Annotated in this window: 19 protein-coding genes; 16 read left to right on the top strand and 3 right to left on the bottom strand. The window is 70.6% G+C overall.

Annotated features, from left to right (window positions below; all coding sequences use genetic code 11):
* The first annotated feature begins 176 nt into the window (after positions 1 to 176).
* From MUN74_RS05360 to MUN74_RS05320, 9 genes are all read left to right on the top strand, one after another.
* Entirely contained in the window at positions 177 to 1,391 is a 1,215-nt protein-coding gene (locus MUN74_RS05360; RefSeq protein WP_244855399.1) for a PucR family transcriptional regulator, read from the top strand.
* A 262-nt stretch (positions 1,392 to 1,653) separates the two neighbouring features.
* Positions 1,654 to 3,582, top strand: coding sequence for a M64 family metallopeptidase (locus MUN74_RS05355; RefSeq protein WP_244855398.1), 1,929 nt, complete (start codon positions 1,654 to 1,656; stop codon positions 3,580 to 3,582).
* 361 nt (positions 3,583 to 3,943) lie between these two features.
* Positions 3,944 to 4,432 (top strand): 50S ribosomal protein L10, encoded by a 489-nt coding sequence (gene rplJ, locus MUN74_RS05350; RefSeq protein ID WP_244855397.1) that lies wholly within the window; start codon positions 3,944 to 3,946, stop codon positions 4,430 to 4,432.
* Between the two features lie 49 nt (positions 4,433 to 4,481).
* A complete protein-coding gene (gene rplL / locus MUN74_RS05345) occupies positions 4,482 to 4,865 on the top strand; it encodes a 50S ribosomal protein L7/L12 (protein ID WP_244855396.1) in 384 nt (127 codons plus the stop codon).
* 162 nt (positions 4,866 to 5,027) lie between these two features.
* Entirely contained in the window at positions 5,028 to 5,498 is a 471-nt protein-coding gene (locus MUN74_RS05340) for a MarR family winged helix-turn-helix transcriptional regulator (protein WP_244855395.1), read from the top strand.
* Positions 5,495 to 6,742 (top strand): MFS transporter, encoded by a 1,248-nt coding sequence (locus tag MUN74_RS05335; protein WP_244855394.1) that lies wholly within the window; start codon positions 5,495 to 5,497, stop codon positions 6,740 to 6,742. The genes MUN74_RS05340 and MUN74_RS05335 overlap by 4 nt, the downstream gene beginning before the upstream one ends.
* A gap of 190 nt (positions 6,743 to 6,932) precedes the next feature.
* Positions 6,933 to 8,282: an ABC transporter substrate-binding protein gene (locus MUN74_RS05330; protein WP_244855393.1), complete on the top strand. Its 1,350-nt coding sequence runs from the start codon at positions 6,933 to 6,935 to the stop codon at positions 8,280 to 8,282.
* A 107-nt stretch (positions 8,283 to 8,389) separates the two neighbouring features.
* Positions 8,390 to 9,361: a carbohydrate ABC transporter permease gene (locus MUN74_RS05325; protein WP_244855392.1), complete on the top strand. Its 972-nt coding sequence runs from the start codon at positions 8,390 to 8,392 to the stop codon at positions 9,359 to 9,361.
* Positions 9,358 to 10,350, top strand: coding sequence for a carbohydrate ABC transporter permease (locus MUN74_RS05320; protein WP_244855391.1), 993 nt, complete (start codon positions 9,358 to 9,360; stop codon positions 10,348 to 10,350). Before MUN74_RS05325 ends, MUN74_RS05320 begins: the two co-directional genes overlap by 4 nt.
* 79 nt (positions 10,351 to 10,429) lie before the next feature.
* Here MUN74_RS05320 and MUN74_RS05315 read toward each other — a convergent pair whose 3' ends face one another.
* A complete protein-coding gene (locus MUN74_RS05315) occupies positions 10,430 to 11,677 on the bottom strand; it encodes a hypothetical protein (RefSeq protein ID WP_244855390.1) in 1,248 nt (415 codons plus the stop codon).
* Positions 11,678 to 11,933: 256 nt separating this feature from the next.
* Between MUN74_RS05315 and MUN74_RS05310 the strand changes: the two genes are divergently transcribed.
* Complete coding sequence (locus MUN74_RS05310) at positions 11,934 to 13,874, top strand: ABC transporter ATP-binding protein (RefSeq protein WP_244856356.1); 1,941 nt, start codon at positions 11,934 to 11,936, stop codon at positions 13,872 to 13,874.
* A gap of 69 nt (positions 13,875 to 13,943) precedes the next feature.
* Here MUN74_RS05310 and MUN74_RS05305 read toward each other — a convergent pair whose 3' ends face one another.
* A complete protein-coding gene (locus tag MUN74_RS05305) occupies positions 13,944 to 14,708 on the bottom strand; it encodes a DUF305 domain-containing protein (protein WP_244855389.1) in 765 nt (254 codons plus the stop codon).
* Entirely contained in the window at positions 14,705 to 15,415 is a 711-nt protein-coding gene (locus MUN74_RS05300) for a DUF3105 domain-containing protein (protein WP_244855388.1), read from the bottom strand. The genes MUN74_RS05305 and MUN74_RS05300 overlap by 4 nt, the downstream gene beginning before the upstream one ends.
* Positions 15,416 to 15,678: 263 nt before the next feature.
* On the opposite strand from MUN74_RS05300, the gene MUN74_RS05295 reads away from it, so the two are divergent.
* From MUN74_RS05295 to MUN74_RS05270, 6 genes are all read left to right on the top strand, one after another.
* A complete protein-coding gene (locus tag MUN74_RS05295) occupies positions 15,679 to 17,052 on the top strand; it encodes a cystathionine beta-synthase (protein ID WP_244855387.1) in 1,374 nt (457 codons plus the stop codon).
* Positions 17,053 to 17,079: 27 nt separating this feature from the next.
* Positions 17,080 to 18,276 (top strand): cystathionine gamma-synthase, encoded by a 1,197-nt coding sequence (locus tag MUN74_RS05290; RefSeq protein ID WP_244855386.1) that lies wholly within the window; start codon positions 17,080 to 17,082, stop codon positions 18,274 to 18,276.
* A 134-nt stretch (positions 18,277 to 18,410) separates the two neighbouring features.
* Entirely contained in the window at positions 18,411 to 19,226 is an 816-nt protein-coding gene (locus MUN74_RS05285; RefSeq protein ID WP_244855385.1) for a slipin family protein, read from the top strand.
* A gap of 54 nt (positions 19,227 to 19,280) precedes the next feature.
* A complete protein-coding gene (locus tag MUN74_RS05280; protein WP_244855384.1) occupies positions 19,281 to 20,708 on the top strand; it encodes an APC family permease in 1,428 nt (475 codons plus the stop codon).
* Positions 20,705 to 21,643 carry a cyclase family protein gene (locus MUN74_RS05275; protein ID WP_244855383.1) on the top strand — a complete coding sequence of 313 codons (939 nt, stop codon included), beginning with the start codon at positions 20,705 to 20,707 and terminating at the stop codon, positions 21,641 to 21,643. Before MUN74_RS05280 ends, MUN74_RS05275 begins: the two co-directional genes overlap by 4 nt.
* 70 nt (positions 21,644 to 21,713) lie before the next feature.
* Positions 21,714 to 22,544: an aldo/keto reductase gene (locus tag MUN74_RS05270; protein ID WP_244855382.1), complete on the top strand. Its 831-nt coding sequence runs from the start codon at positions 21,714 to 21,716 to the stop codon at positions 22,542 to 22,544.
* Positions 22,545 to 22,584: the final 40 nt, after the last annotated feature.

The raw sequence follows: 22,584 nt of genomic DNA, 5'->3' as shown, positions 1-22,584 counted from the left end.
GGAGATCCTTCACAGAAAGTTGATTACGGTCAACTATAAGTCATTCGTTGATCATCATCAACTATCGACTGAAGTCAACTATTCCCCGGTCATCGCCATCGGTATCCTGAGAGCCTGGATGCGACGCGTGCCCCCAGTGCGCCACCCGACCGCGCGCCGCACCTCGGAGGCAGCCGGTGACCGTCAGTCAGCTCGTCAATCTCATCGCCCGTGAACTCGGCCGCCCCGCCCTCCTCGAAGACGGCCGGTACCGCGTCGTCGCCTTCAGCCCGCAGTCGGAGGTCATCGACGAGGTGCGGCGCCGCTCGATCCTCGAGCACCACGCCGGCCCGAGCGTGCATTCCTGGCTCGCGGGGCTCGGCGTGTACAGCTCCGACGAGGTCATGCACGTGCCCCGCAACCCGTCGCTCGGCATGATGCAACGGCTCCACGTGCCCATCCGCACACCCGACGGCACCCGAGCACACCTCTGGCTCATCGAGGAGCCCGAGGTGATGGCGCCCGAGGACGTCGCCCGCGCACGCGAGCTCGCCGGGCGCCTCGCCGAGGAATGGGCGAGGCTCCTCTCGCAGCGCGACGACGAGACCGCCCGACGGGCCGAGCGCACCCGCGCGCTGTTCCTCGGCGAGCCCCGCGAGCGGCTCCTGGCGGCCGACGAGCTGGTCGCCTCGGGCGATGTCGACCCGTCGACCGCGTTCCGCACCCACCTGCTGACCGCGCGCGACCGGGGCGTGCCCGGACGCGAGGAGCTCGAGGGCGCCGAACGACGGATCCGACGGCTGCTCGCGGGTCTCGCACCGCTCACCCTCGTGACCGCCGACGGGGTGCTCGTCGTCGCGCCCGACGACGGCGGGCGCCTGCATCCCGACACCGGCGTCGTCGCCGAGCGCCTCCGGTCGGCCGCGATCCGCGCCGACGGCCCGCTGAGCGACCCGATCGTCGCGGTCGGCGGTGCGGTCGTCCACCTCGCCGACTCGGCCAGGAGCCACCGCGAGGCACGGCGGGCCCTCGCGGTCGCGACGGCCTTCGGGCTTCCGGGCCCCACGATCGCCTGGGACGAGCTCGGCGTGTACCGCGGCCTGCAGTCCGCAGCCGCGCTCGGCCTCCGGTCGGCCGACTTCTCGGCCGGATTCGCCGGACTCCTCGACGAGCGCGACGGCGACGTCCTGCTCGAGACGCTCGAGGCGTACTTCGAGCACGGCGGCCGGCTCCGCGACGTCGCCGCCCGACTCAACGTGCACCGGGCGACCGCCTACCATCGCCTCGCACGCATCGAACGCATCCTCGGCGTCGACCTGCGCGACGGGCTCGAGCACCTCGGCCTGCACCTGGCGGTGCTCCTGCACCGGATCGAGGCCTCCGCGAGCGTCGAGGAGGACGCCGGCTCCTGACGCCCCGCAGCGGACGCCGACCGCCGACCCGACCGCCCGTGCGACAACTGTCGCACCCCCGGCCGCGGTTGCTCGACAGTGGGCGGATGACCCCGTCGTGCGGGCTTCCTAGGCTGTGAGACACCCGACACGGGCAATCAGAGCACGCACCCGCCGTCACCGCGGCGGGCCGGAGTTCGCCGCGCCACCCCTGCGCCGACCCACCGACCACGCCGCCGCCCCCCGCCGCGCCGTGGCACATCCAGACGAAGGGAACCACCGCATGAACGCCCAACCGCTCGCCCCGCCCCCCGCCCGACGCACCCCCGCGCAGGCCGCGCGCCGGGTCGGCGCCCTCGCGCTCGCCGCAGCGCTGACCACCGGCCTGACGGTCACCGCCGCCCAGTCCGCGACCGCCGACGAGCCCGCCGTCGGCAGCTCGACGCTCGTTCCGATCCAGGTCACCGGCGACCCGTCGGAGCGCTTCTCGCTCGTCATCCTCGGCGACGGCTACACCGCCGACGAGCAGCCGCTCTTCCGCGAGCAGGTCGAGAAGCACCTCGAGACCATGTGGAGCATCGAGCCGTACAAGAGCTACCGCAACTACTTCAACGTCTACGCGGTCGAGATCATCTCGGGCGAGTCCGGCATCAGCTGCGACTCGTCGCTCGACTCCCCGCGCCGCGACACCCCGCTCAAGATGTCGTTCTGGGGCGGCTGCAACCCGAAGAGCGTGCAGCGGCTCATCACCATGGACGGCGCCAAGGCCCGCGAGTACGCGAAGATCGCGCCGAAGGTCGACCAGGTGCTCGCGCTCGCCAACAGCGACACGTACGGCGGAGCCGGCGGCAGCTACGCGACCGCGAGCGGCGGCAACTCGCTCTCGGCGCTCATCTCGCCGCACGAGATCGGCCACTCGCTCGGCGGCCTCGCCGACGAGTACGACTACTACACGCGCGGCGTGACCACGGGTGACTACACCGGCGGCGAACCGCGGTCGGCGCACCACACCATCATGACCGTCGACGAGATGGCCTCGCAGCAGGCCAAGTGGTGGCGCTGGCTCGGCGAGCCGAGCGAGGCCGGCGGCGTCATCGGCGCCTACGAGGGCGGCCAGTACTACTCGACCGGCATCTTCCGCCCCAGCCGGCACTCGATGATGAAGACGCTCGGCTACCAGATGGACCAGGTCTCGCGCGAGATCATGACCGAGCGCATCTCGTCGAAGATCCCGCTCATTGCCGACGCGCCCGACGAGGCGACCCCCGTCTCGGCCGACGAGGTCATCTCGATCGACGTCGCCCACCCCGTCTACCACGAGCTCGACATCACGTGGACGATCAACGGCAAGGCGGTGCCGAAGCCGCACGACTCGACGACCCAGCTCGACCTCGCCAAGACGAAGGCGAAGGCCGGCGACGTCGTGACCGTGACGGTCGTCGACGACACGCCGTTCGTTCGCGATCCCGCGCTCCGCGAGCGCCCCTCGATGACGCAGACGCGGTCGTGGACCGTCGGCACCGGCCGGGCGGCCGCGAGCGATGTCGCGCCCGCGTTCACCGAGTCGACCCAGACCGAGCGCCCCGTCGGCGCGAACGACGTGCTCTACGTCGAGACGACGCACCGCGCCGACCGGGTCTTCGACGTGATCTGGACGGTCGACGGCGTGCGCCAGGCCAACCCGCACAACGCGCGCACCCTCGCGCTCGCCGACCTCGGGCTCTCGGTCGGCACGCACACGGTCACGGCCTCGGTCGGCGACTCGAAGCGGCCCGGCGCCGCGGCCGAGACGCGCACGTGGACGGTCGACGCGCAGGGTCCGACCGTCGAGTCCGTCGTCTCGGCACCCGTCGAGACCTCGGTCGGCGAGAACGGCGAGCCGCACTACGTCGTCGACGAGTCGTTCACGATGAAGCTGGCCGCGACCGACGACCAGGCCGGCGCCCTCGTCACCGAGTTCCGCCTCGACGGCGACGGCTGGCACAACTACTACGGCTGGCCGACCGACGCGAACGCGCCGTTCCTGTTCACGCCGACGGGCACGAACGTCGACGACCTGATCTACGGCAACCTCGGCACGGGTGGCATGTCGCTCTCCCCGTTCCAGGAGCGCGAGCCGGGCTACGGCACGCACCGGGTCGAGTACCGTGCGACCGACGCGGCGGGCAACATCGGACCGGTGCAGGCGTTCACCGTCGACGTGCGGCAGTGAGCCGGCTGTCGCGCCCTCTCGGCGCGGCATCCCCGGCCTGAACCGAGGCACCCGGGCCGCACGGCCCGGGTGCCTCGTCGCGTGCGGGCGCCCCCTTCGCGATTTGGCGAACCCCGGGGCATCCGTTACGCTTGTCGGAGCCGAAGACCGCTGGTTGTCGTGCGCGCTCGTGAAAGCGAGTGAATGCGACCGAAGTCTTGCGAAAGCAAGTGCCCGCGCAGGTGTGACGAAGACTTTCCGAGTGAATCGGGCCGAGCTCCGCGCAACTGCGCCGGAGCTCTTTTCTTTCTCCCCATTGCTTCCAGCGCTCCCAGGCCGTGCACCGCCTCCGCGATGCACGTTGAATTCACAAGGAGTGGCCATGGCGAACAAGGAAGCCTCGGTTGCCGAACTCACGAACCTGTTCGAGAGCTCGGCCGCCGTTCTGCTGACCGAATACCGCGGCCTGACGGTTGCCCAGCTCAAGGAGCTGCGCAACAGCATCCGTCAGGACGCGAGCTACGCCGTGGTGAAGAACACGCTGACCAAGATCGCCGCCAACAAGGCCGGCATCACGACGCTGGACGACGACCTCACCGGTCCGTCCGCCGTCGCCTTCGTGCATGGTGACTTCGTCGCCACTGCCAAGGCCGTGCGTGACTTCGCCAAGGCGAACCCGAATCTTGTGATCAAGGGCGGCGTCTTCGAGGGCAAGACCCTCGACGCCGACGAGGTCAACAAGTACGCCTCGCTCGAGAGCCGTGAGGTTCTGCTCGCGAAGGCGGCGGGAATGATGAAGGCGACGATGGGCAAGGCTGCCGCCACCATCGATGCCCTTCGCGCAAAGCTGGAGACCGTCGAGGCCGCGTAAGCGCCCGACGATCTCGTCATAAAAACCCCATCAAAGTAGGAGATACATCATGGCGAAGCTCACCACCGAAGAGCTGCTCGAGCAGTTTGCCGGCCTGACGCTTGTCGAGCTCAGCGAGTTCGTGAAGGCGTTCGAGGAGAAGTTCGAAGTCACCGCGGCCGCTCCGGTCGCCGTCGCCGGCGCTGCCGGTGGCGCGGGCGCTGCTGAAGAGGCTGAGGAGAAGGACTCCTTCGACGTCATCCTCGAGGCCGCCGGCGACAAGAAGATCCAGGTCATCAAGGTCGTCCGCGAGCTCACCTCGCTCGGCCTCGGCGAGGCCAAGGCCGTCGTCGACGGTGCTCCCAAGGCCGTGCTCGAGGGCGCGAACAAGGAGACCGCCGACAAGGCGAAGGCCGCCCTCGAGGAGGCCGGCGCGACCGTCACCCTCAAGTAATCCCCGCCCGCCTGAGCGGGTTGGCAGCTTGAGGTGACCAGCGTCACCTGAACACACGGATGCCCCGTGGTCGAACATCGACCACGGGGCATCCGTCGTCTCCGGGCCGTGGACAACGGCGACGCACTCGACAAATAGATAGCATGACTATATAGTTGAGCTATGCAATCTTCCACCGATCCGTCCAGCCTGACCGACCTCATCGGCGATCTCGTCTCGGTGAACAACCGCCTCACCCGCCTCGCCGCCGCCTCGACGCCCGCCGCCGAGTCGCCGGCCGTCTGGCGCACGATCGCCGTGCTGCGCGACCTCGGCCCGATGCGCCTCGGCGAGCTCGCCCGCGTCAGCCGCGTCAGCCAGCCCACGATGACGAAGCTCGTGCACACCCTCGACGAGCGCGGCTGGATCCGCCGCATCGCCGACGCGAACGACGCCCGCGCCTGGCTCATCTCGGCCGATCCAGCGGGTCTCGCGGCGCTCGACGCCTGGCGCGACGAGCTCGTCGGGGCGATGGCCCCCTACTTCGACGACCTCTCGGCCGACGAGCGCGACGCGCTCGCCAGGGCCGTGGCCGTCATCCGCACCCGTATCGAGCGCGCGGACGACGCCGCGCGGAATGGAGCCACTGCGTGACCGCCCACGCCACCCGCGAGACATCCGCATCGATCCTGAAGCAGCCGAAGGCCGTCTGGGCCGTCGCGTTCGCGTGCGTGATCGCGTTCATGGGCATCGGCCTCGTCGACCCGATCCTCCCGGCGATCGCCGAGAGCCTGAAGGCGACGCCGACCGAGACCGAGATGCTCTTCACGAGCTACCTGCTCATCACCGGCCTCGCGATGCTCGGCACGAGCTGGCTGTCGAGCCGCATCGGCGCGAAGAAGACGCTGCTCATCGGGCTCGGGCTCATCATCGTGTTCGCGGCGGCCGCCGGTCTCTCGCAGAACGTCGAGTCGGTGATCGGCTTCCGCGCGGGCTGGGGCCTCGGCAACGCGCTCTTCATCTCGACCGCGCTCGCGACGATCGTCGGCGCGGCGGCGGGCGGCACCGGCTCCGCGATCATCCTCTACGAGGCGGCGCTCGGCCTCGGCATCGCGATCGGGCCGCTCCTCGGGGGCCTCCTCGGCCACGTCAGCTGGCGGGGCCCGTTCTTCGGCACCGCAGCGCTCATGGCGGTCGGCTTCATCGCGATCGTGGCCTTCCTGAAAGACGATCCGGATGCCGCTCGTCCCGAGCCGACGAAACTCTCCGCCCCGATCCGGGCGCTCCGTCAGCCCGCCCTCGCCGTGCTCGCCGCGGCCGCCCTGTTCTACAACATCGGCTTCTTCGTGCTGCTCGCGTACTCGCCGTTCCCGCTCGGGTTCGACGCCCTCGGCCTCGGCTTCACGTTCTTCGGCTGGGGCCTCGCGCTCGCGATCACGTCGGTCTTCGTCGCGCCGCTGCTGACGGCTCGGATGCCGCGCACCCGCGTGCTCTGGATCGCACTGCCGCTGCTCTCGCTCGACCTCGTCGCGGCCGGGGTGTTCATCGACGACCAGGCGGCGCTCGTCGCGTGCATCGTCGTCGGCGGACTCGTGCTCGGTGTGCTCAACACGGTGCTCACCGAGTGCGTCATGGAGGCGACCGACCTGCAGCGCTCCGTCGCGTCGAGCGCCTACTCGGCGGTGCGGTTCCTCGGCGGCGCGATCGCCCCGCCGGCCGCCGCCGAACTGGCCCACCTGATCGCACCCGACGCCCCGTACTACGCGGCCGCGATCTCGGTCGGCGTCGCCCTCGTGATCGTCGTCGCCGGGCACCGCGCGCTCCGCCGGGTCGACCGCGTCGAGGAGGAGCCCGCGGAGGTCGAGGCGGAGGCCATCACCGTCGGCGACGCCGCCTAGTTCGCCGCCCCGGCTCACCCCGGGGCATCCGCACTGATCTTTGGGGGAGCGCTCTCTCCCAGCGTTCGCAAGCAACTGATCGGTGCCGTATCGTGACCCGCCACCCCCTTGTGGGCGCATTCGCCCTGCCATAGCGTGGAAAACGGAGCCGTTTCGGCTCCGCCTGCACCACACTCGACGAGGAGGAGACATGGGATTCACACGGCATCGCCGTTGGATGGCACCGGTCGTGGTAGCCGCAGCGGTCGGCCTCACGCTGACGGCCTGCACGGGCGACATCGCGAACGAAGGAGAGGCCACCGGCGACTGCGGTCCCTACGAGACCTACGGCACGTTCGACAAGGGCACCGAGGTCAACGTCTACGGCACGATCCTCGACCCCGAGGCCGAACTGCTGAACCAGTCGTGGGCCGACTTCGAGAACTGCACGGGCATCGACATCGTCTACGAGGGGTCCGACCAGTACGAAGAGCAGCTCAACGTCCGCATCGAGGGCGGCAACCCGCCCGACCTCGGCATCACCCCGCAGCCGGGCCTCATCGCCCGCCTCGCCCAGCAGGGCGACCTGCTCAAGGCGCCGAAGTCGGTGGCTGACAACGTGGCCGAGTACTGGTCGGAGGACTGGGCGAACTACGGCACCGTCGACGGCGAACTCTACGGGGCCCCGCTCATGGCGAACATCAAGGGCTGGGTCTGGTACTCGCCCGCGATGTTCGAGGAGAACGGCTGGGAGGTCCCGACGACGCTCGACGAACTCACGACGCTGACCAAGGAGATCCGCGATTCGGGTGCGGTCGACAAGCCCTGGTGCGTCGGCTTCGCGTCGGGTGCGGCGACGGGCTGGCCCGGCACCGACTGGGTGGAGGACTTCGTGCTGCGCCAGCAGGGCGCTGACGTCTACGACCAATGGGTCGCCCATGACATCGCGTTCAACGACCCGAAGATCGCCCAGGCGTTCGACTCGGTCGGCGAGTTCATCCGCGACGACGCCAATGTGAACGGCGGCCTCGGAGACGTGCGGTCGATCGCGACGACCGACTTCGGAGACGCGGGCCTGCCGATTCTCGACGGATCGTGCGCCCTGCACCACCAGGCCTCGTTCTACGAGGGCTTCTGGCCCGAGGGGACCAAGGTCGCCGAGGACGGCGACGTGTGGGCCTTCATGCTCCCTGGCACCGAGGCCGGCGCCAACGCGGTCACGGGCGGCGGCGAGATCGTCGCGGCGTTCTCCGACGCTGACGAGGTCGTGGCGGCGCAGACCTACCTGTCCAGCCCCGAATGGGCGAACTCGCGCGTCAAGCTCGGCGGCGTCATCAGCGCCAACACCGGGCTCGACCCCGAGAACGCGGGCAGTGATCTGCTGAAGGCCTCGGTCGAGCTCCTCCAGGACCCGAACACGACCTTCCGCTTCGACGGCTCCGACGTGATGCCGGCCGCGGTGGGCTCGGGCTCGTTCTGGACGGGCATGGTCGACTGGATCGGCGGCAAGAGCACGAAGGACACGCTCGACTTCATCGAGGCGAGCTGGCCGCAGGAGTGACGGACGTCTCGGGGCCGAGCAGCGCTCGGCCCCGAGGCATCCCCACCCGCCCTGCCGTGCCGTGCGCCGGCGACCACTGATTCCGCGAGCGATCGGAGGCATTCGAGTTGACCACCGCCGACCTGATCGGCAAGATCTTCCAGATCCTGCTGGGGCTCGCGCTCTTCGCGGCCGTCATCGGGCTGATCCTGTTCCTCATCGACCGCGCACCAAAGCGCGGTCGTGAGTGGTACCAGCTCGTGTTGTTCCTCGCTCCCGCGTGCCTCCTGCTGGCAGTGGGGCTGCTCTACCCTGCAGTGCGAACCGCGTTCACGTCGTTCACGAACCGGGCTGGCGAACTCGTCGGCTTCGACAATTACGTGTGGATGTTCACGCAGCCCGAGGCGCTGCTCACCCTCGGCAACACGATCCTCTGGGTCGTGCTCGTGCCGACCATATCGACCGGCATCGGGCTCGCGTACGCCGTGTTCATCGATCGGTCGCGCGGCGAGAAGATCTACAAGTCGCTCGTGTTCATGCCCGTCGCGATCTCGTTCGTCGGCGCGGGCATCATCTGGAAGTTCATCTACGAGTACCGTCCGGCGGCCCGCCCCCAGATCGGCCTGCTCAACCAGATCGTGGTCTGGTTCGGCGGCGAGCCCGTGCTCTGGCTGCAGGAACCCTTCATCAACACGCTGCTGCTCATCGTCGTCATGATCTGGGTGCAGACGGGCTTCGCGGTCGTCGTGCTGTCGGCGTCGATCAAGGGCATCCCGAGCGAGCAGCTCGAGGCAGCGGAGCTCGACGGGGCCACCGACTGGCAGCGATTCCGCAACGTGACGCTGCCCGGCATCCGCGGCGGTCTCGTCGTGGTCGTCACGACGATCACGATCGCGACCCTCAAGGTGTTCGACATCGTGCGCGTCATGACCGGCGGCAACTTCAACACGAGCGTCATCGCGAACGAGATGTACACGCAGGCCTTCCGCGCAGCCGAGCCGGGCCGCGGCGCCGCGCTCGCCCTCGTGCTGTTCCTGCTCGTCGTACCGATCGTCGTCTACAACATCCGCGTGCTCCGCAAGCAGAGGGAGATCCGATGAGCCAGGTCACCGGATCGAGCGACAAGGCGATCGCGAAGGAGCTCGACGCGGCCGCCCGCAGCGGCTACAACCTCGACGGCACCAAGGCGACGCGCGTCAAGCGTCGGCTCACGTCGCGCACGGCGACGGTGTTCGCACTCCTCATCGCCGTGCTCTGGACGCTGCCGACGTTCGGGTTGTTCGTCTCCTCGTTCCGGCCGGCCGACCAGATCAACACGACCGGCTGGTGGACGGCCTTCGAGAACTGGGGCTGGACACTCGACAACTACAGCGAGGTCCTCCTCTCGGCGTCGTCCTCGGCCCCGCAGCTCGGGTCGTATTTCGTCAACTCGCTCGCCATCACGATCCCCGTCGTCGTGTTCTGCACGGTGCTCGCGGCGATGGCCGCGTACGCGCTCGCGTGGATCAAGTTCCCGTTCGTCGACTGGGTGTTCATCGGCATCTTCGCCCTGCAGATCGTGCCCCTGCAGATGGCCCTCATTCCACTCCTCCAGATCTTCACGACGACGCTGAAGCCTGCGCAGGAATGGCTGCACGGTGTCATCCCGATCATCCCCGACGAGACGTACGTGCAGGTGTGGATCGCCCACGTGATCTTCGGCCTGCCGCTCGCGATCTTCCTGCTGCACAACTTCATCTCGGAGATCCCGCGCGAGCTCATGGAGGCGGCGCGGGTCGACGGCGCGACGCACGGGCAGATCTTCATGCGCATCGTCGTGCCGCTGTCTGTGCCGATCCTGGCGTCGTTCGCGATCTTCGAGTTCCTCTGGGTGTGGAACGACCTGCTCGTCGCGCTCGTCTTCTCGGGCGGCACGGCCGATGTCGCTCCGCTCACCCAGCGCCTCGCCGAGCTCGCAGGCCAGCGCGGACAGACGTGGCAGCGCCTGACCGCCGCGGCGTTCATCTCGCTCGTCATCCCGCTCATCGTGTTCTTCAGCCTGCAGCGCTACTTCGTACGAGGTCTGCTCGCCGGTTCGACGAAGGGCTGAGCGGCTGGCGGATGCCCCGGCCGGGGCATCCGCGCTTCGACCGTGTACCGAGCAGCAGCCGGGCCGCCGCGCCGCCGGCTCAGCTGTGCCGACGGCGACGCGGGGCGAGCATCACCGCAGGTGCGCCGAGCCCGATCAGCAGGGCGACGGCGAGCAGCGCGCCGCCCGCGTCGGTGCCGGTGGCCGCGAGCTGCGGCCCGGCCGCGTCGGCGGGCGCGGGCGACGGCGTGGGCGTGGGCGAGGGCGAGGGAGTGGGAGTCGGCGTCACGATCACCGCAGGGCAGGCGGACGTGCTCGTGGTCTCGCTCGCCGCGAGGGCGACCGTGCCGAGCGGCACGAAGTTGCCGCCGCCGAGCCACGGCGGCTCCTCCCACGGCGCGGCCTGCCAGGCGCCGTCGACGTGGACGACGATGTCGAGACCGGGGGGCAGCGCGCCGAGGTCTACACTCGCCGCACCGGAAGCATCGCCCGTCACCGGCACGGGCGTCGCGAACGTCCCGGCGTCGGTCGCCGTGGCGGCGTCGGCGCCGACCGTGTACTCGACGCCGGCCTCGAGGTTCGACAGGGTGGCCGTGGCACCGGCCGTTCCGCCCGCCGCCGTGCACTGCTGCACCGCGACCTCGATCGCCGGCTGGCACGGTTCGACGGCGAAGGCGACCCAGTCGAACATGGCCGTCTGCGTCGGTTCCTCGGGGCTCCATTGCACATACACCGTGTAGTTGCCGGGCGGCATGCTCACGATCTCGCGCTGTTCCGTCTCTGACGCGGCCACGAACGGCCCGCCGAGCGAGAACGCGGGGCCGGCCACGTCGAAGAGATACGGCTCGCCGGGCACCATGCTGGTGAACGTGATGAGCGTCGAGCCGTCGTCGCCGAGGCTGCAGGCGAGCGGCGCCGTCGCGACGTCGAGGTCGGGGCATGCCGCCACCGTCGCGGGGATCGTGCCGCCGAAGGAGCTCTCGCCGTAGCCGTCGGGGCGACTGATCTCGACGACGTAGTCACCGGCCGGCAGGGTGAATGACGTCGAGATCGTGGAGTTGTCGCCGAGGCGCGTCACCTCGTCGACCTGGACCCCGCCGCTCCAGATGACGATGTCGTACGGCGCATCCGGGTACGTCGCCGTGATCTCAACCGTGAGCGGCGTCGGGGCGTGGCCGATGCACTGGCCGCCGGTGACCGCCGCGTTCTCGAACTCCCGCTTCATCGGCGCGAACGCTTCCGCCGGCGCGGCGAAGAGCGCGATGCCGCCGGCGACCAGGGCAGCGATCGCGCCGAGCGAGACGATCGCGCGCAGGCGCGAGGTCCACCGACCGGGTTTCGGGTCCATCTCGGCACTTCCTCGAGGCTCGGGATCGCCCGGCATCGCCACGTTCCCAGGCGGGGGACGGCGGGTATCGGGTCGGGATGCGCGGGTACGACCGGAGTTGCGGCTCACGGTATACCCGTGCTCCGCCGGCGGCTGGCCCCAGTTCGGGGTGGCGGCCTCGGGGCCGCGACCGCACGACGGGCCACGCCCGCCGGGTGCGCCCGGGGCGAACGCCGTCGGGCGCGCCGGTGGCCCGCCGTAGGGTGAACGCATGAGCATGCACGGCGGTGGCGGGGGAGGCGGCGGCCAGGTCGGCCGTTACGGCAAGGCGCGCACACGCATCGCCTCGGCCGACGAGGCGGCGCAGCGCGCCGAGAACGCCGACGCGCCGAAGATCCCGCACCTGCTGCGACGCATCTCCGAGCTCTTCGCCCCGCACAAGGGCGCCCTCGCGACGACCGTCGTGCTCGTGCTCATCGGCGCCGCGCTCAGCGTCATCCCGCCGTTGCTCACCCAGCGCGCGTTCGACGACGGCCTCTTCCCGACCGGCGCCGGCGGCGAGGCATCCCCGCCGAACCTGCCCGTGCTGTCGACGCTCGTGCTGGCCATGATCGCCGTCTTCGTCGTGTCGGCCCTGCTCGGCGTCTGGCAGACGTGGCTCACGGCGACGATCGGCAACAAGGTCATGGGCGCCCTGCGCGTGCGGCTGTTCAGCCACCTGCAGGCGATGGAGCTGAGCTTCTTCACGCGCACGAAGACGGGCATCATCCAGTCGCGCCTGCAGAACGACGTCGGCGGCGTCGCCGGCGTGCTCACGAACACCGTGTCGAGCGTGCTCGGCAACACCGTCACCGTCATCAGCGCCTTCGTCGCGATGCTGCTACTCAACTGGCAGCTCACGGTCGTCGCGCTCGTGCTCATGCCGTTCATGGTGATCGCGCAGCGGCGCGTCGGGCAGGTGCGGGCACGCCTCGCCGGCAAGACGCAGGAGTCGCTGTCGGAGATGACGGCGATCACGCAGGAGACGCTGAGCGTCTCGGGCATCCTGCTGTCGAAGAGCTTCAGCCGGCAGCAGAGCGAGATTGACCGCTACTCCGACGAGAACCGCAACCAGATCGGGCTGCAGGTCAAGCAGCAGATGACGGGCCAGTGGTTCTTCGCGATGGTGAACATCTTCATGTCGTCGATCCCGGCGATCGTCTACCTCGTCTCGGGCTGGCTCATCGCGGGCGGCAACGCCGACGTGACCGCCGGCACGATCGTCGCGTTCACGACGGTGCAGGCGCGCCTGCTCTTCCCGCTCATGGGGCTCATGCGGGTCGCGCTCGACCTGCAGACCTCGAGCGCGCTGTTCGCGCGCATCTTCGAGTACCTCGACCTGCGGCCGGCGATCAGCGACAAGGCCGACGCGCGTGCGGTGCCGACCGACGGCGCGCTCGGCCGGGTCGAGTTCGACGACGTCTCGTTCCACTACCCCGACGCGGTACGCACCGAGGGCGACGAGCCCCGTCCGACGCTCGACGGTGTGAGCTTCACGATCGAGCCCGGGCAGTTCGCCGCGTTCGTCGGCCCGAGCGGGGCCGGCAAGACCACGGTGTCGTACCTCGTTCCGCGGCTCTACGAGGCGACGAGCGGCGCCGTGCGCTTCGCGGGGGTCGACGTGCGCGACCTCGATCGCGACTCGCTCATGTCGCACATCGGCATCGTGAGCCAGGAGACGTACCTCTTCCACGCCTCCATCGCCGACAACCTGCGGTACGCGAGACCCGAGGCGACCGACGCCGAGCTCGAGGCTGCCGCGCGGGCCGCGAACATCCACGAGACGATCGCGTCGTTCCCCGACGGCTACGACACGATCGTGGGCGAACGCGGCTACCGGCTCTCGGGCGGCGAGAAGCAGCGCATCGCGATCGCGCGCGTGCTGCTGAAAGACCCGGCGGTGCTCGTGCTCGACGAGGCGACGAGCGCGCTCGACACGATCTCGGAGCGGGTCGTGCAGCAGGCGCTCGACGACGCCGCGCGCGGTCGCACGACCATCGCGATCGCGCACCGGCTCTCGACGGTCGTCGCGGCCGACGTCATCTTCGTGATCGTCGCCGGCCGGGTGGTCGAGCGCGGCACGCACGCCGAGCTCGTCGCGGCGGGCGGCGTCTACGCCTCGCTCTACCGGCAGCAGGAGGAGCGACCGGTGCATGCGGAGGCTCCGCTGGTCGAGTAGCGCCGCACAGGTCACCGGGTCTCGAGACGCTTCCGACGTCGTCGGGCGCTCCTCGACCGGCGGAACCGCTCAGCCGGTCGGCGAGCGCTCGGCGAGCAACTGCTGCATGAGCTCGATCTCGCTCGTCTGGCTCGCGACGATCGAGCGGGCGAGCGCCGTGACGACGTCGTTCGACGAGCGCTCGAGCAGGGCGTCGGCCATCTCGACCGCGCCCCGGTGATGCGCGATCATGAGTTCGAGGAACCGTCGCTCGGCGGCCTCTCCGGAGAGCGTACGGAGTTCGGCGACCTGCTCGGGCGTCGCGAGGCCCGGCATCGGCGCACCCGGCTCGTGGGCGCCGGCACCCGAGCCGTGCGCGTCGTGGCCGCTGCCCGGCACGGGTCGCGTCATCCACGTCATCGACGGCTCGCTGCCGGCCTGCGGCAGCCCCCACGCGCTCAGCCAGCCGTACATCTGCCCCGCCTGCTGGGCCTGGGTCGTCGCCATGTCGTAGGCGAGCAGGCGGATCTCGTCGTCGTCGGTCGCGTCGCGCACGATGAGCGCGAGCTCGACGCCCTGCTGGTGATGCACCTGCATGTCGCGGGCGAACCCGGCCTCGGCGCTCGTGTTCGTCGGCGTCGGGTCGTCGAGGGTCGAGAGCCGCCCGATCGCGAACGCCGCGATCGCGACGATGACGATGGCGACGGATGCGACGACGATCGCCGCGACGCGGCTGCCACCGCTGCCGCCGCGACCGGTGCCACGACGCTCGTCGTGCCCGGTCGCCGCGTCGAGCGGCCCGGGCTCCGCACCGTCCGCGTCGGGCTCGGTGGCGGGCTCCGCCCGCCGGGTCACGACAGCTTGCCGGGCGCGTCGAGGCCGCCCGAGCAGGGGGCGCCGGGCTCGGGCGCGTTCTGGCTCTGCCAGTACTGCTCGACGAACTGCGCGATGCGCGGGTCCGAGGCATCCTCGACCTGCAGCTGCGCGTTCCAGGCGCTGAGCACGATGGGGGAGGGCAGGCCCTCGTACGGCGACAGCACGACGTAGGTCGTCGGCAGCTCGGCGGTGAGCTTGCCGAGCTCGTCGGCCGGCAGCGCCGGGTCGACCGTCACCCAGACGGCGCCGTGCTCGAGCGAGTGCACGGCGTTCTCGTTCGGCACGGGCTGGCTGTATACGCCGCAGTTGAGCCACACCTGGTTGTGCTCGCCGCCGGCCGGCGGGGTCTCGGTGTAGTCGATCGGGCCTTCGACGTGCGCGCCGCCCTGGTAGGAGAAGGTCTGCACGCCCTCGATCGCGCCGCTCGCGCCGCCGCCGCCGTCGGCCGCGGCATCCGCGTTCGTGCCCTTCGGCGCGAGCACGATCGCCGTGACGAGCAGGCCCACCGCGACCAGGCCGCCGACGGCGCCGGCCCACACCAGGATGCGGCGGTTGCGCTTGGACCGGGCTTCGCGGCGCTTGAACTCCTCGAGCTGGCGCTGTCGCTCGGCGGCGCGCTGCTGCTTCGTGGTCTGCTTCGTGGCCTGCTGCTTCGCCTTCGGGGGAACGGGCGGGGTCGCGCTCACGCGGGGCCTCTCTCGATGGGGACGTCGGGTGGTGGGGCCGGCGCCGCACTCGGGCACCGTCTCCTATACGAATGCATGCGGCTGTGAGAACGCCGCATCGACGCGCTGATCGGGCCCCTTTCTGAAAGCTCGGCGCCCCGGCTAGAGTTGACGACGTGCTCCTCTCGCTGTGTTGTCGCTGACGTCTTCCACCGACCCCGCACGCACGCCCGATCGTTCGCCGCACCCCGGCTGAGCCGTGGCCGACTCGCAAGGACACCGCAATGAAGTACGCAGAATCGATCGTCGACCTCGTCGGCGACACCCCGCTCGTGAAGCTCCAGCACGTGACCGAGGGGGTGACCGCGGCAACGCTGCTCGTGAAGCTCGAGTACTTCAACCCGGGCGGCTCGTCGAAGGACCGCATCGCCGGCCGTATCATCGATGCGGCCGAGCGCGAGGGCCTGCTGAAGCCGGGCGGCACGATCGTCGAGCCGACGAGCGGCAACACGGGCGTCGGGCTCGCGCTCGTCGCCCAGCAGCGCGGGTACAAGTGCATCTTCGTGTGCCCCGACAAGGTCGGCGAGGACAAGCGCAACGTGCTCACGGCGTACGGCGCCGAGGTCGTCGTCACCCCGACCGCCGTCGCGCCCGACAGCCCCGAGTCGTACTACGGCGTCTCCGACCGGCTCGCCCGCGAGATCCCCGGTGCGTTCAAGCCCAACCAGTACGCCAACCCCAACGGGCCGCGCTCGCACTACGAGACCACGGGTCCCGAGATCTGGCGCGACACCGACGGCCGGGTGACGCACTTCGTCGCGGGCGTCGGCACGGGCGGCACGATCACCGGCACCGGGCGCTACCTGCGCGAGGTCTCGGGCGACGCGGTGCGCATCATCGGCGCCGACCCCGAGGGGTCGGTGTACTCGGGCGGCACCGGGCGTCCGTACTTCGTCGAGGGCGTCGGCGAGGACTTCTGGCCCGACGCCTACGACCCCGACGTGCCGCACGAGATCATCGCCGTGAGCGACGCCGACTCGTTCGCGATGACCCGTCGGCTCGCCCGTGAGGAGGGCATCCTCGTCGGCGGGTCGAGCGGCATGGCCGTCGTCGCCGCACTGCGCGCGGCATCCGCACCCGGGGTCACCGCCGACGACGTGTTCGTCGTGCTGCTGCCCGACGGCGGCCGCGGTTACCTCGGCAAGATCTTCAACGACAAGTGGATGCGTGCGTACGGCTTCGGCAACGCGCCCACGGGCCACACCATCGCCGACCTGCTCGCCGCGAAGGCCGACCGCACGGCCCCGCTCGTCTACGTGCACCCGAACGACACGGTGCGCGAGGCGATCGACCGCATGACCGAGACCGGCGTCTCGCAGGTCGTCGTCGTCGGGCACGAGCCGCCCGTCGTGCTCGGCGAGGTGCTCGGCGCCCTGCACGAGGACGTCCTGCTCGAGCAGGTCTTCACCGGAGCCGTGAAGCTCACCGACGAGGTCGGCGGAGTGGTCGGCGAGGCGCTGCCCCTCATCGGCGTGCAGGAGCCCGTGGCCGCAGCGCGCACCGCGTTCACCGACGCGCCCGCGATGCTCGTGACCGACGGCGGCAAGGCGCTCGGCGTGATCACCCGCACCGACCTGCTCACCTACCTCTCCCACTGACCTCCCCTCACGTAAGGCACCACCCTCATGAACACCGACCACGCCCGCTTCGACACCCGTGCCATCCACGCCGGCCAGGCCTTCGACCCGACGACGGGCGCCGTGATCCCGCCGATCTACCAGACCTCGACCTATGTGCAGGAGGGGATCGGCGGCCTCCGCGGCGGCTACGAGTACTCGCGCGGCGGCAACCCCACTCGCGACGCGCTCCAGGCGCAGCTCGCGGCGCTCGAGGGCGGCGCGCACGGCCTGTCGTTCGCGTCGGGCCTCGCCGCGGAGGACGCGCTGCTGCGCACGGTCCTGCAGCCCGGCGACCACGTCATCATCGGCAACGACGTCTACGGCGGCACGCACCGGCTCATCCGTCGGGTGTTCGGTGCGTGGGGCGTGCGCGACTCGACCGTCGACACGAGCGACCTCGACGCGGTGCGCGCCGCGATCGAACCCGCGACGAAGGTGCTCTGGATCGAGACGCCGTCGAACCCGCTCATGAAGATCTCGGATGTCGCGGCGCTCGCCGAGCTCGGGCACGAGGCCGGCCTCGTGGTCGTCGTCGACAACACGTTCGCCTCGCCGGCGTTGCAGCAGCCGCTCGCCCTCGGCGCCGACGTCGTCGTGCACTCGACGACGAAGTACCTGGGCGGCCACTCCGATGTCGTCGGCGGTGCGCTCGTGTTCGCGGGCGGCGCGGGCGCGTCGGGCGGTGCCGCCGGGCCGATCGACCGCGACGACCTGCACGACCGGGTGAAGTTCACCCAGTTCGCCGCGGGTGCCGTCTCGGGGCCGTTCGACGCCTTCCTCACCTCGCGCGGCATCAAGACCCTGGGGGTGCGGATGCAGCGCCACAGCCAGAACGCCCTCGCGATCGCCCGCCGGCTCGAGGAGCACGACGCGATCGCGCACGTGTACTACCCGGGCCTCGAGTCGCACCCCGGCCACGAACTGGCCGCGCGCCAGATGTCGGGCTTCGGCGGCATGCTCTCGATCGCGCTCGCCGGGGGCGGGGAGGCGGCACGCCGGTTCGCGGAGTCGACGACGCTGTTCCAGCTCGCCGAGTCGCTCGGCGGCGTCGAGTCGCTCGTGAACTACCCGTCGGAGATGACGCACGCCTCGGTGCGTGGCACCGAGGCCGAGGTGCCCGAGTCGGTCGTGCGCCTCTCGGTGGGCATCGAGGACGTCGACGACCTGCTCGCCGACATCGACCAGACCCTCGCGCGGCTGTAGTCCGGCCCGGCGGTCGAGTAGCGCCGACGCGGAGCGGCGACGCGTATCGAGACCACGGCCGCGTCACCGGCGGGAGTGCGACAATGGAGGTGACGGCGCGCGGCCCGTCACCGGCGCCGCAGGAGATGAGTGCCATGGTCTGGCTCTGGATCACCGTGATCGTCGTCGCCATCGTCGCGATCATCCTGTTCTTCATGTCGGTGAAGATCGTGAAGCAGTACGAGCGCGGCGTCGTGCTGCGGTTCGGCCGCCTGAACGGCGTGCGCGATCCGGGTATCCGCTTCATCATCCCCGTCGTCGACGTGATGACGAAGGTCTCGCTGCGGGTCGTGACCCAGCCGATCCAGTCGCAGGGCATCATCACGCGCGACAACGTGAGCGTCGGCGTCTCGGCGGTCGCGTACTACCGGGTGACCGACGCCGTGAAGTCGGTGATCGTCATCGAGAACGTCACGGCGGCCATCGACCAGATCGCGCAGACCACCCTGCGCAAGGTGATCGGGCAGCACCACCTCGACGAAGCGCTCTCCGACACGGCCGTGCTGAACCTCAACATCCGCGAGATCCTCGACGGCACGACCGCCGAGTGGGGCGTGCAGGTCACGCTCGTGGAGCTCAAGGACATCCTGCTGCCCGACGCCATGAAGCGGGCGATGGCCCGCCAGGCGGAGGCCGAGCGCGAGAAGCGCGCGAAGATCATCGCGGCCGAGGGCGAGGCGCTCGCCGCGGCGCAGCTCGGCGTGGCGAGCGACACGATGATGTCGCATCCGCTCGCCCTGCAGCTGCGCACGCTGCAGACGCTCGTCGAGGTCGGCGTCGACAAGAACACGCTCGTCGTCGTGCCCGCGCCACTGCTCGGCTCGATCGGCGAGCTCACGTCGTTCATCGATCGCGAGGCGGCGGTCGCGCAGGTGCGCGCCGACGTCGGCAAGGTGGCAGGAAATCGATGAAGAGTGTCGACCCTGCCATCGCCGGGTGTCGGTGGCACCCTGCAGAATGAGCGGGTGACTTCGAACACGGATGCCCCGGCCACGACGCCGCGCGACGGCGCGACGCCGCACGCTGCAGGCGCGCAGGGCGCTCCCGCGCACCACGGCACGCTCGGGCTCGGCCAGGGCACGGCGCTCTACATCGCGAGCGTGCTGGGCACCGGCATCCTCGTGCTGCCCGGCCTCGCCGCCGAGGTCGCCGGGCCGGCCTCGATCATCTCGGTCGCCGCGGTCCTCGTGCTGTCGATCCCGCTCGCGGGCACCTTCGCCGCGCTCGCCGCGCGCTATCCCGACGCGGGCGGCGTCGCGAGCTTCGTGCGTCGGGCGCTCGGCGACACGGCCGCACGCATGGCCGGGTACTGGTTCTACTTCGGCGTCTGCATCGGTGCGCCCGTGCTCGCGGTGCTCGGCGGCGAGTACGTCGTCGCGGTGCTCGGCGTCGACCGCTCGGCGGTGCCGATCATCGGGCTCGCGGTGTTCGTGCCGCCGTACATCGCCAACTGGTTCGGGGTGCGCGTCGCCGGCTGGGTGCAGTTCGTGCTGACGGGCCTGCTCATCACGGTCGTGGTCGGGGTCGTCGCCGTGACGTTCCCGGCGGCCGAGGCGTCGAACTTCCAGCCGTTCCTGCCGCACGGGTGGGCCGGCGTCGGCGTGGCCATCAGCCTCTTCGTCTGGGCGTTCGCCGGGTGGGAGGTCGGCACCCACATCGCCGGCGAGTTCAAGAACCCGCGGCGCACGATCCCGATCGCGACGGCCATCGCGGTCGTCGTCGTGGGCGTCGGCTACCTCGCGCTGCAGTTCGTCACCGTCGCCGTGCTCGGCGATCGCGCGGGCGACGGGCAGGTGCCGCTGCTCGACCTCGTCTCCACGACGGCACCGGGCATCGGGCCCGTGCTCGTCGCGATCATCGCGGCGATCGTCACGGTCGGCGTGATGAACGCCTACCTGCCGGCGTTCGGCAAGCTCGGCGCCGCGCTCGGTCGTGACGGCGACCTGCCGCGCTGGCTCGCGAAGGGCGCGGCCGACGGCGAGATCCCGCGCCGTGCCCTCGCCGTCACGGGCGTCATCATCCTGATCTACTACGCGCTCATGCTCGCGAACGACCTCGACCTCACGGGCTTCATCCTCATCCACACGAGCAACATGGTCGCCATCTACGCGGCGGGCATGCTCGCGGCGACCCTGCTGCTGCGCACCTGGTCGTTCGGCTGGTGGCTCGCCGTCGTCGCGACGATCATGACCGCGGCGCTGCTCGTGCTCGCCTGGTCGAACCTGCTCGTGCCCGCGGTGCTCGCGCTCGCCGCCGTGGCCGTCACCGTCGTGCGGCGTATCCGCGCGCGGCGCGCGACGTCGCCCGCCGACGGGGCGGCCGAGGCACGCGCGACGCCTGAATCCGAGACCGCCCCAGACCATCACCCGACGCCAGAGGAGCAACCCGCGTGACCGAGTACCGCGCCCACTTCGACGCCGAGATCGCCTTCGCGAACGGGGGCGATCTCCGCACGACCGGCTTCCGGCTCGACCTGCCGACGAACGACGTGACCGAGGCCGAGATCGCCGAGCTGCTCGTGCGGCACCTGGGCCTCGCGCTCGTCGCGAGCGTCGACCTCACGAACCTCGCGATCGTCGAAGAGCCGCACCGGGGGTCGCGGGGCGTCGAGGCCGGGCGCGACGCCGACCCCGCGGCATCCGCTGCACCGCAGGACGGCCGCGGCCGGCTCGTCGACCTCAGCCACACGGTCGCCGCCGGGCTCACGACCTACCCGGGGCTGCCCGCCCCGACGATCACGCCGTTCCTCACGCGCGAGGCGTCGCGCGCGAACTACGCCCCGGGCACCGAGTTCGCGATGGACGTCATCACGATGATCGGCAACACGGGCACCTACCTCGACAGCCCGTTCCACCGGTACGCCGGTGGGGGAGACCTCGCGAGCCTGTCGCTCGAGACGCTCGTCGGCCTGCGCGCCGAGGTCTTCAGGCTGACCGATGCTTCGCAGCGAGGCATCCCCGCCGAGGTGTTCTTCGACCGCGAGCTCGCGGGGTCGGCCGTGCTGCTGCACACCGGGTGGAGCCGCTGGTTCGGCCGGCCCGAGTACGCCGCCGGCGCGCCGTTCCTCACCGAGGCCGGCGCACGGCATCTCGTCGACGCGGGCGTCGCGCTCGTGGGCATCGACTCGGTCAACATCGACGACGTCGAGTCGGGCGGCGAGCGCCCCGCGCACTCGATCCTGCTCGACGCGGGCGTGCACGTCGTCGAGCACCTGACCGGTCTCGAGCAGGTGCCGCCGCGCGGCGCCCGGTTCACGGCCGTGCCGCCCAAGGTCGAGGCGTTCGGCACCTTCCCGGTGCGCGCCTTCGCCGAGCTGCCCGCCGACTGAGCACGGCGCGCGCCTCACCCCACGGAGGGTGACGCTACTCATCGGGCGGGTCGTGCGACAGTATTGGGGCATGAGTACTCCGGCCTACTCCCTTCGCGACGGCAACACGATTCCCGCGATCGGATTGGGCACGTACGGGCTCAACGACCAGGTCGGCATCGGCTCGATCGTCTCGGCGATCGCCGACGGCTACCGGCTCATCGACACCGCCTACAACTACGGCAACGAGGAGGCCGTGGGTGAGGCGATCCGGCGCACCGAGATCGACCGCAGCGATCTCGTCATCACGACGAAGCTGCCCGGTCGCCACCACGGGTTCGACGAGACGATCGCGAGCTTCGAGGAGTCGCGCACCCGGCTCGGGCTCGAATGGGTCGACCTCTACCTCATCCACTGGCCGCTGCCGCGCATCGACAAGTACGTCGAGAGCTGGCGCGCGATGATCTCGCTGCGCGAAAAGGGCCTCGTGCGCTCGATCGGCGTCTCGAACTTCACGCCCAAGATGCTTCGGCGGCTCATCGCCGAGACGGGGGTGACCCCGGTCGTCAACCAGGTCGAACTGCACCCGTACTTCCCGCAGGCCGAGCTGCGCGCGTTCCACGACGAGCACGAGATCCGCACCGAGAGCTGGAGCCCGCTGGCTCGCCGCACCGAGCTGCTGCGCGAACCCGTCGTCGTCGAGATCGCCGCCGCGCACGGGGTCTCGCCCGCCCAGGTCGTCCTGCGCTGGCACGTCGAGCTCGAGGCCGTGCCGATCCCGAAGTCGTCCGATCACGAGCGGCGTCGCGAGAACCTCGACGTCTTCGGGTTCGCGCTCGGCGCCGACGAGGTCGAGGCGATCTCGGCGCTCGAGCGCGGTCGCATCTGGGGCGCCGACCCCGAGACGCACGAGGAGTTCTGAGCGTCGCGAGCCCGACGCCCGACCGCCGGGCGCGACGGCT

Origin of the sequence: Agromyces sp. H17E-10 (genome assembly GCF_022919715.1) — a bacterium.
Classification (GTDB): Bacteria; Actinomycetota; Actinomycetes; order Actinomycetales; family Microbacteriaceae; genus Agromyces.
This window is presented reverse-complemented; position numbering and strand designations above follow the sequence as displayed.

Excerpts from the sequence above, each read along its gene's own strand:
- MUN74_RS05285 (WP_244855385.1), top strand. The coding sequence starts at position 18,411 with ATGGTCTGGCTCTGGATCACCGTGATCGTCGTCGCCATCGTCGCGATC.
- rplL (WP_244855396.1), top strand. The coding sequence starts at position 4,482 with ATGGCGAAGCTCACCACCGAAGAGCTGCTCGAGCAGTTTGCCGGCCTG.
- MUN74_RS05320 (WP_244855391.1), top strand. The coding sequence starts at position 9,358 with ATGAGCCAGGTCACCGGATCGAGCGACAAGGCGATCGCGAAGGAGCTC.
- MUN74_RS05355 (WP_244855398.1), top strand. The coding sequence starts at position 1,654 with ATGAACGCCCAACCGCTCGCCCCGCCCCCCGCCCGACGCACCCCCGCG.
- MUN74_RS05310 (WP_244856356.1), top strand. The coding sequence starts at position 11,934 with ATGCACGGCGGTGGCGGGGGAGGCGGCGGCCAGGTCGGCCGTTACGGC.
- MUN74_RS05330 (WP_244855393.1), top strand. The coding sequence starts at position 6,933 with ATGGGATTCACACGGCATCGCCGTTGGATGGCACCGGTCGTGGTAGCC.
- MUN74_RS05270 (WP_244855382.1), top strand. The coding sequence starts at position 21,714 with ATGAGTACTCCGGCCTACTCCCTTCGCGACGGCAACACGATTCCCGCG.
- MUN74_RS05290 (WP_244855386.1), top strand. The coding sequence starts at position 17,080 with ATGAACACCGACCACGCCCGCTTCGACACCCGTGCCATCCACGCCGGC.
- MUN74_RS05340 (WP_244855395.1), top strand. The coding sequence starts at position 5,028 with ATGCAATCTTCCACCGATCCGTCCAGCCTGACCGACCTCATCGGCGAT.
- MUN74_RS05315 (WP_244855390.1), bottom strand. The coding sequence starts at position 11,677 with ATGGACCCGAAACCCGGTCGGTGGACCTCGCGCCTGCGCGCGATCGTC.
- rplJ (WP_244855397.1), top strand. The coding sequence starts at position 3,944 with ATGGCGAACAAGGAAGCCTCGGTTGCCGAACTCACGAACCTGTTCGAG.
- MUN74_RS05295 (WP_244855387.1), top strand. The coding sequence starts at position 15,679 with ATGAAGTACGCAGAATCGATCGTCGACCTCGTCGGCGACACCCCGCTC.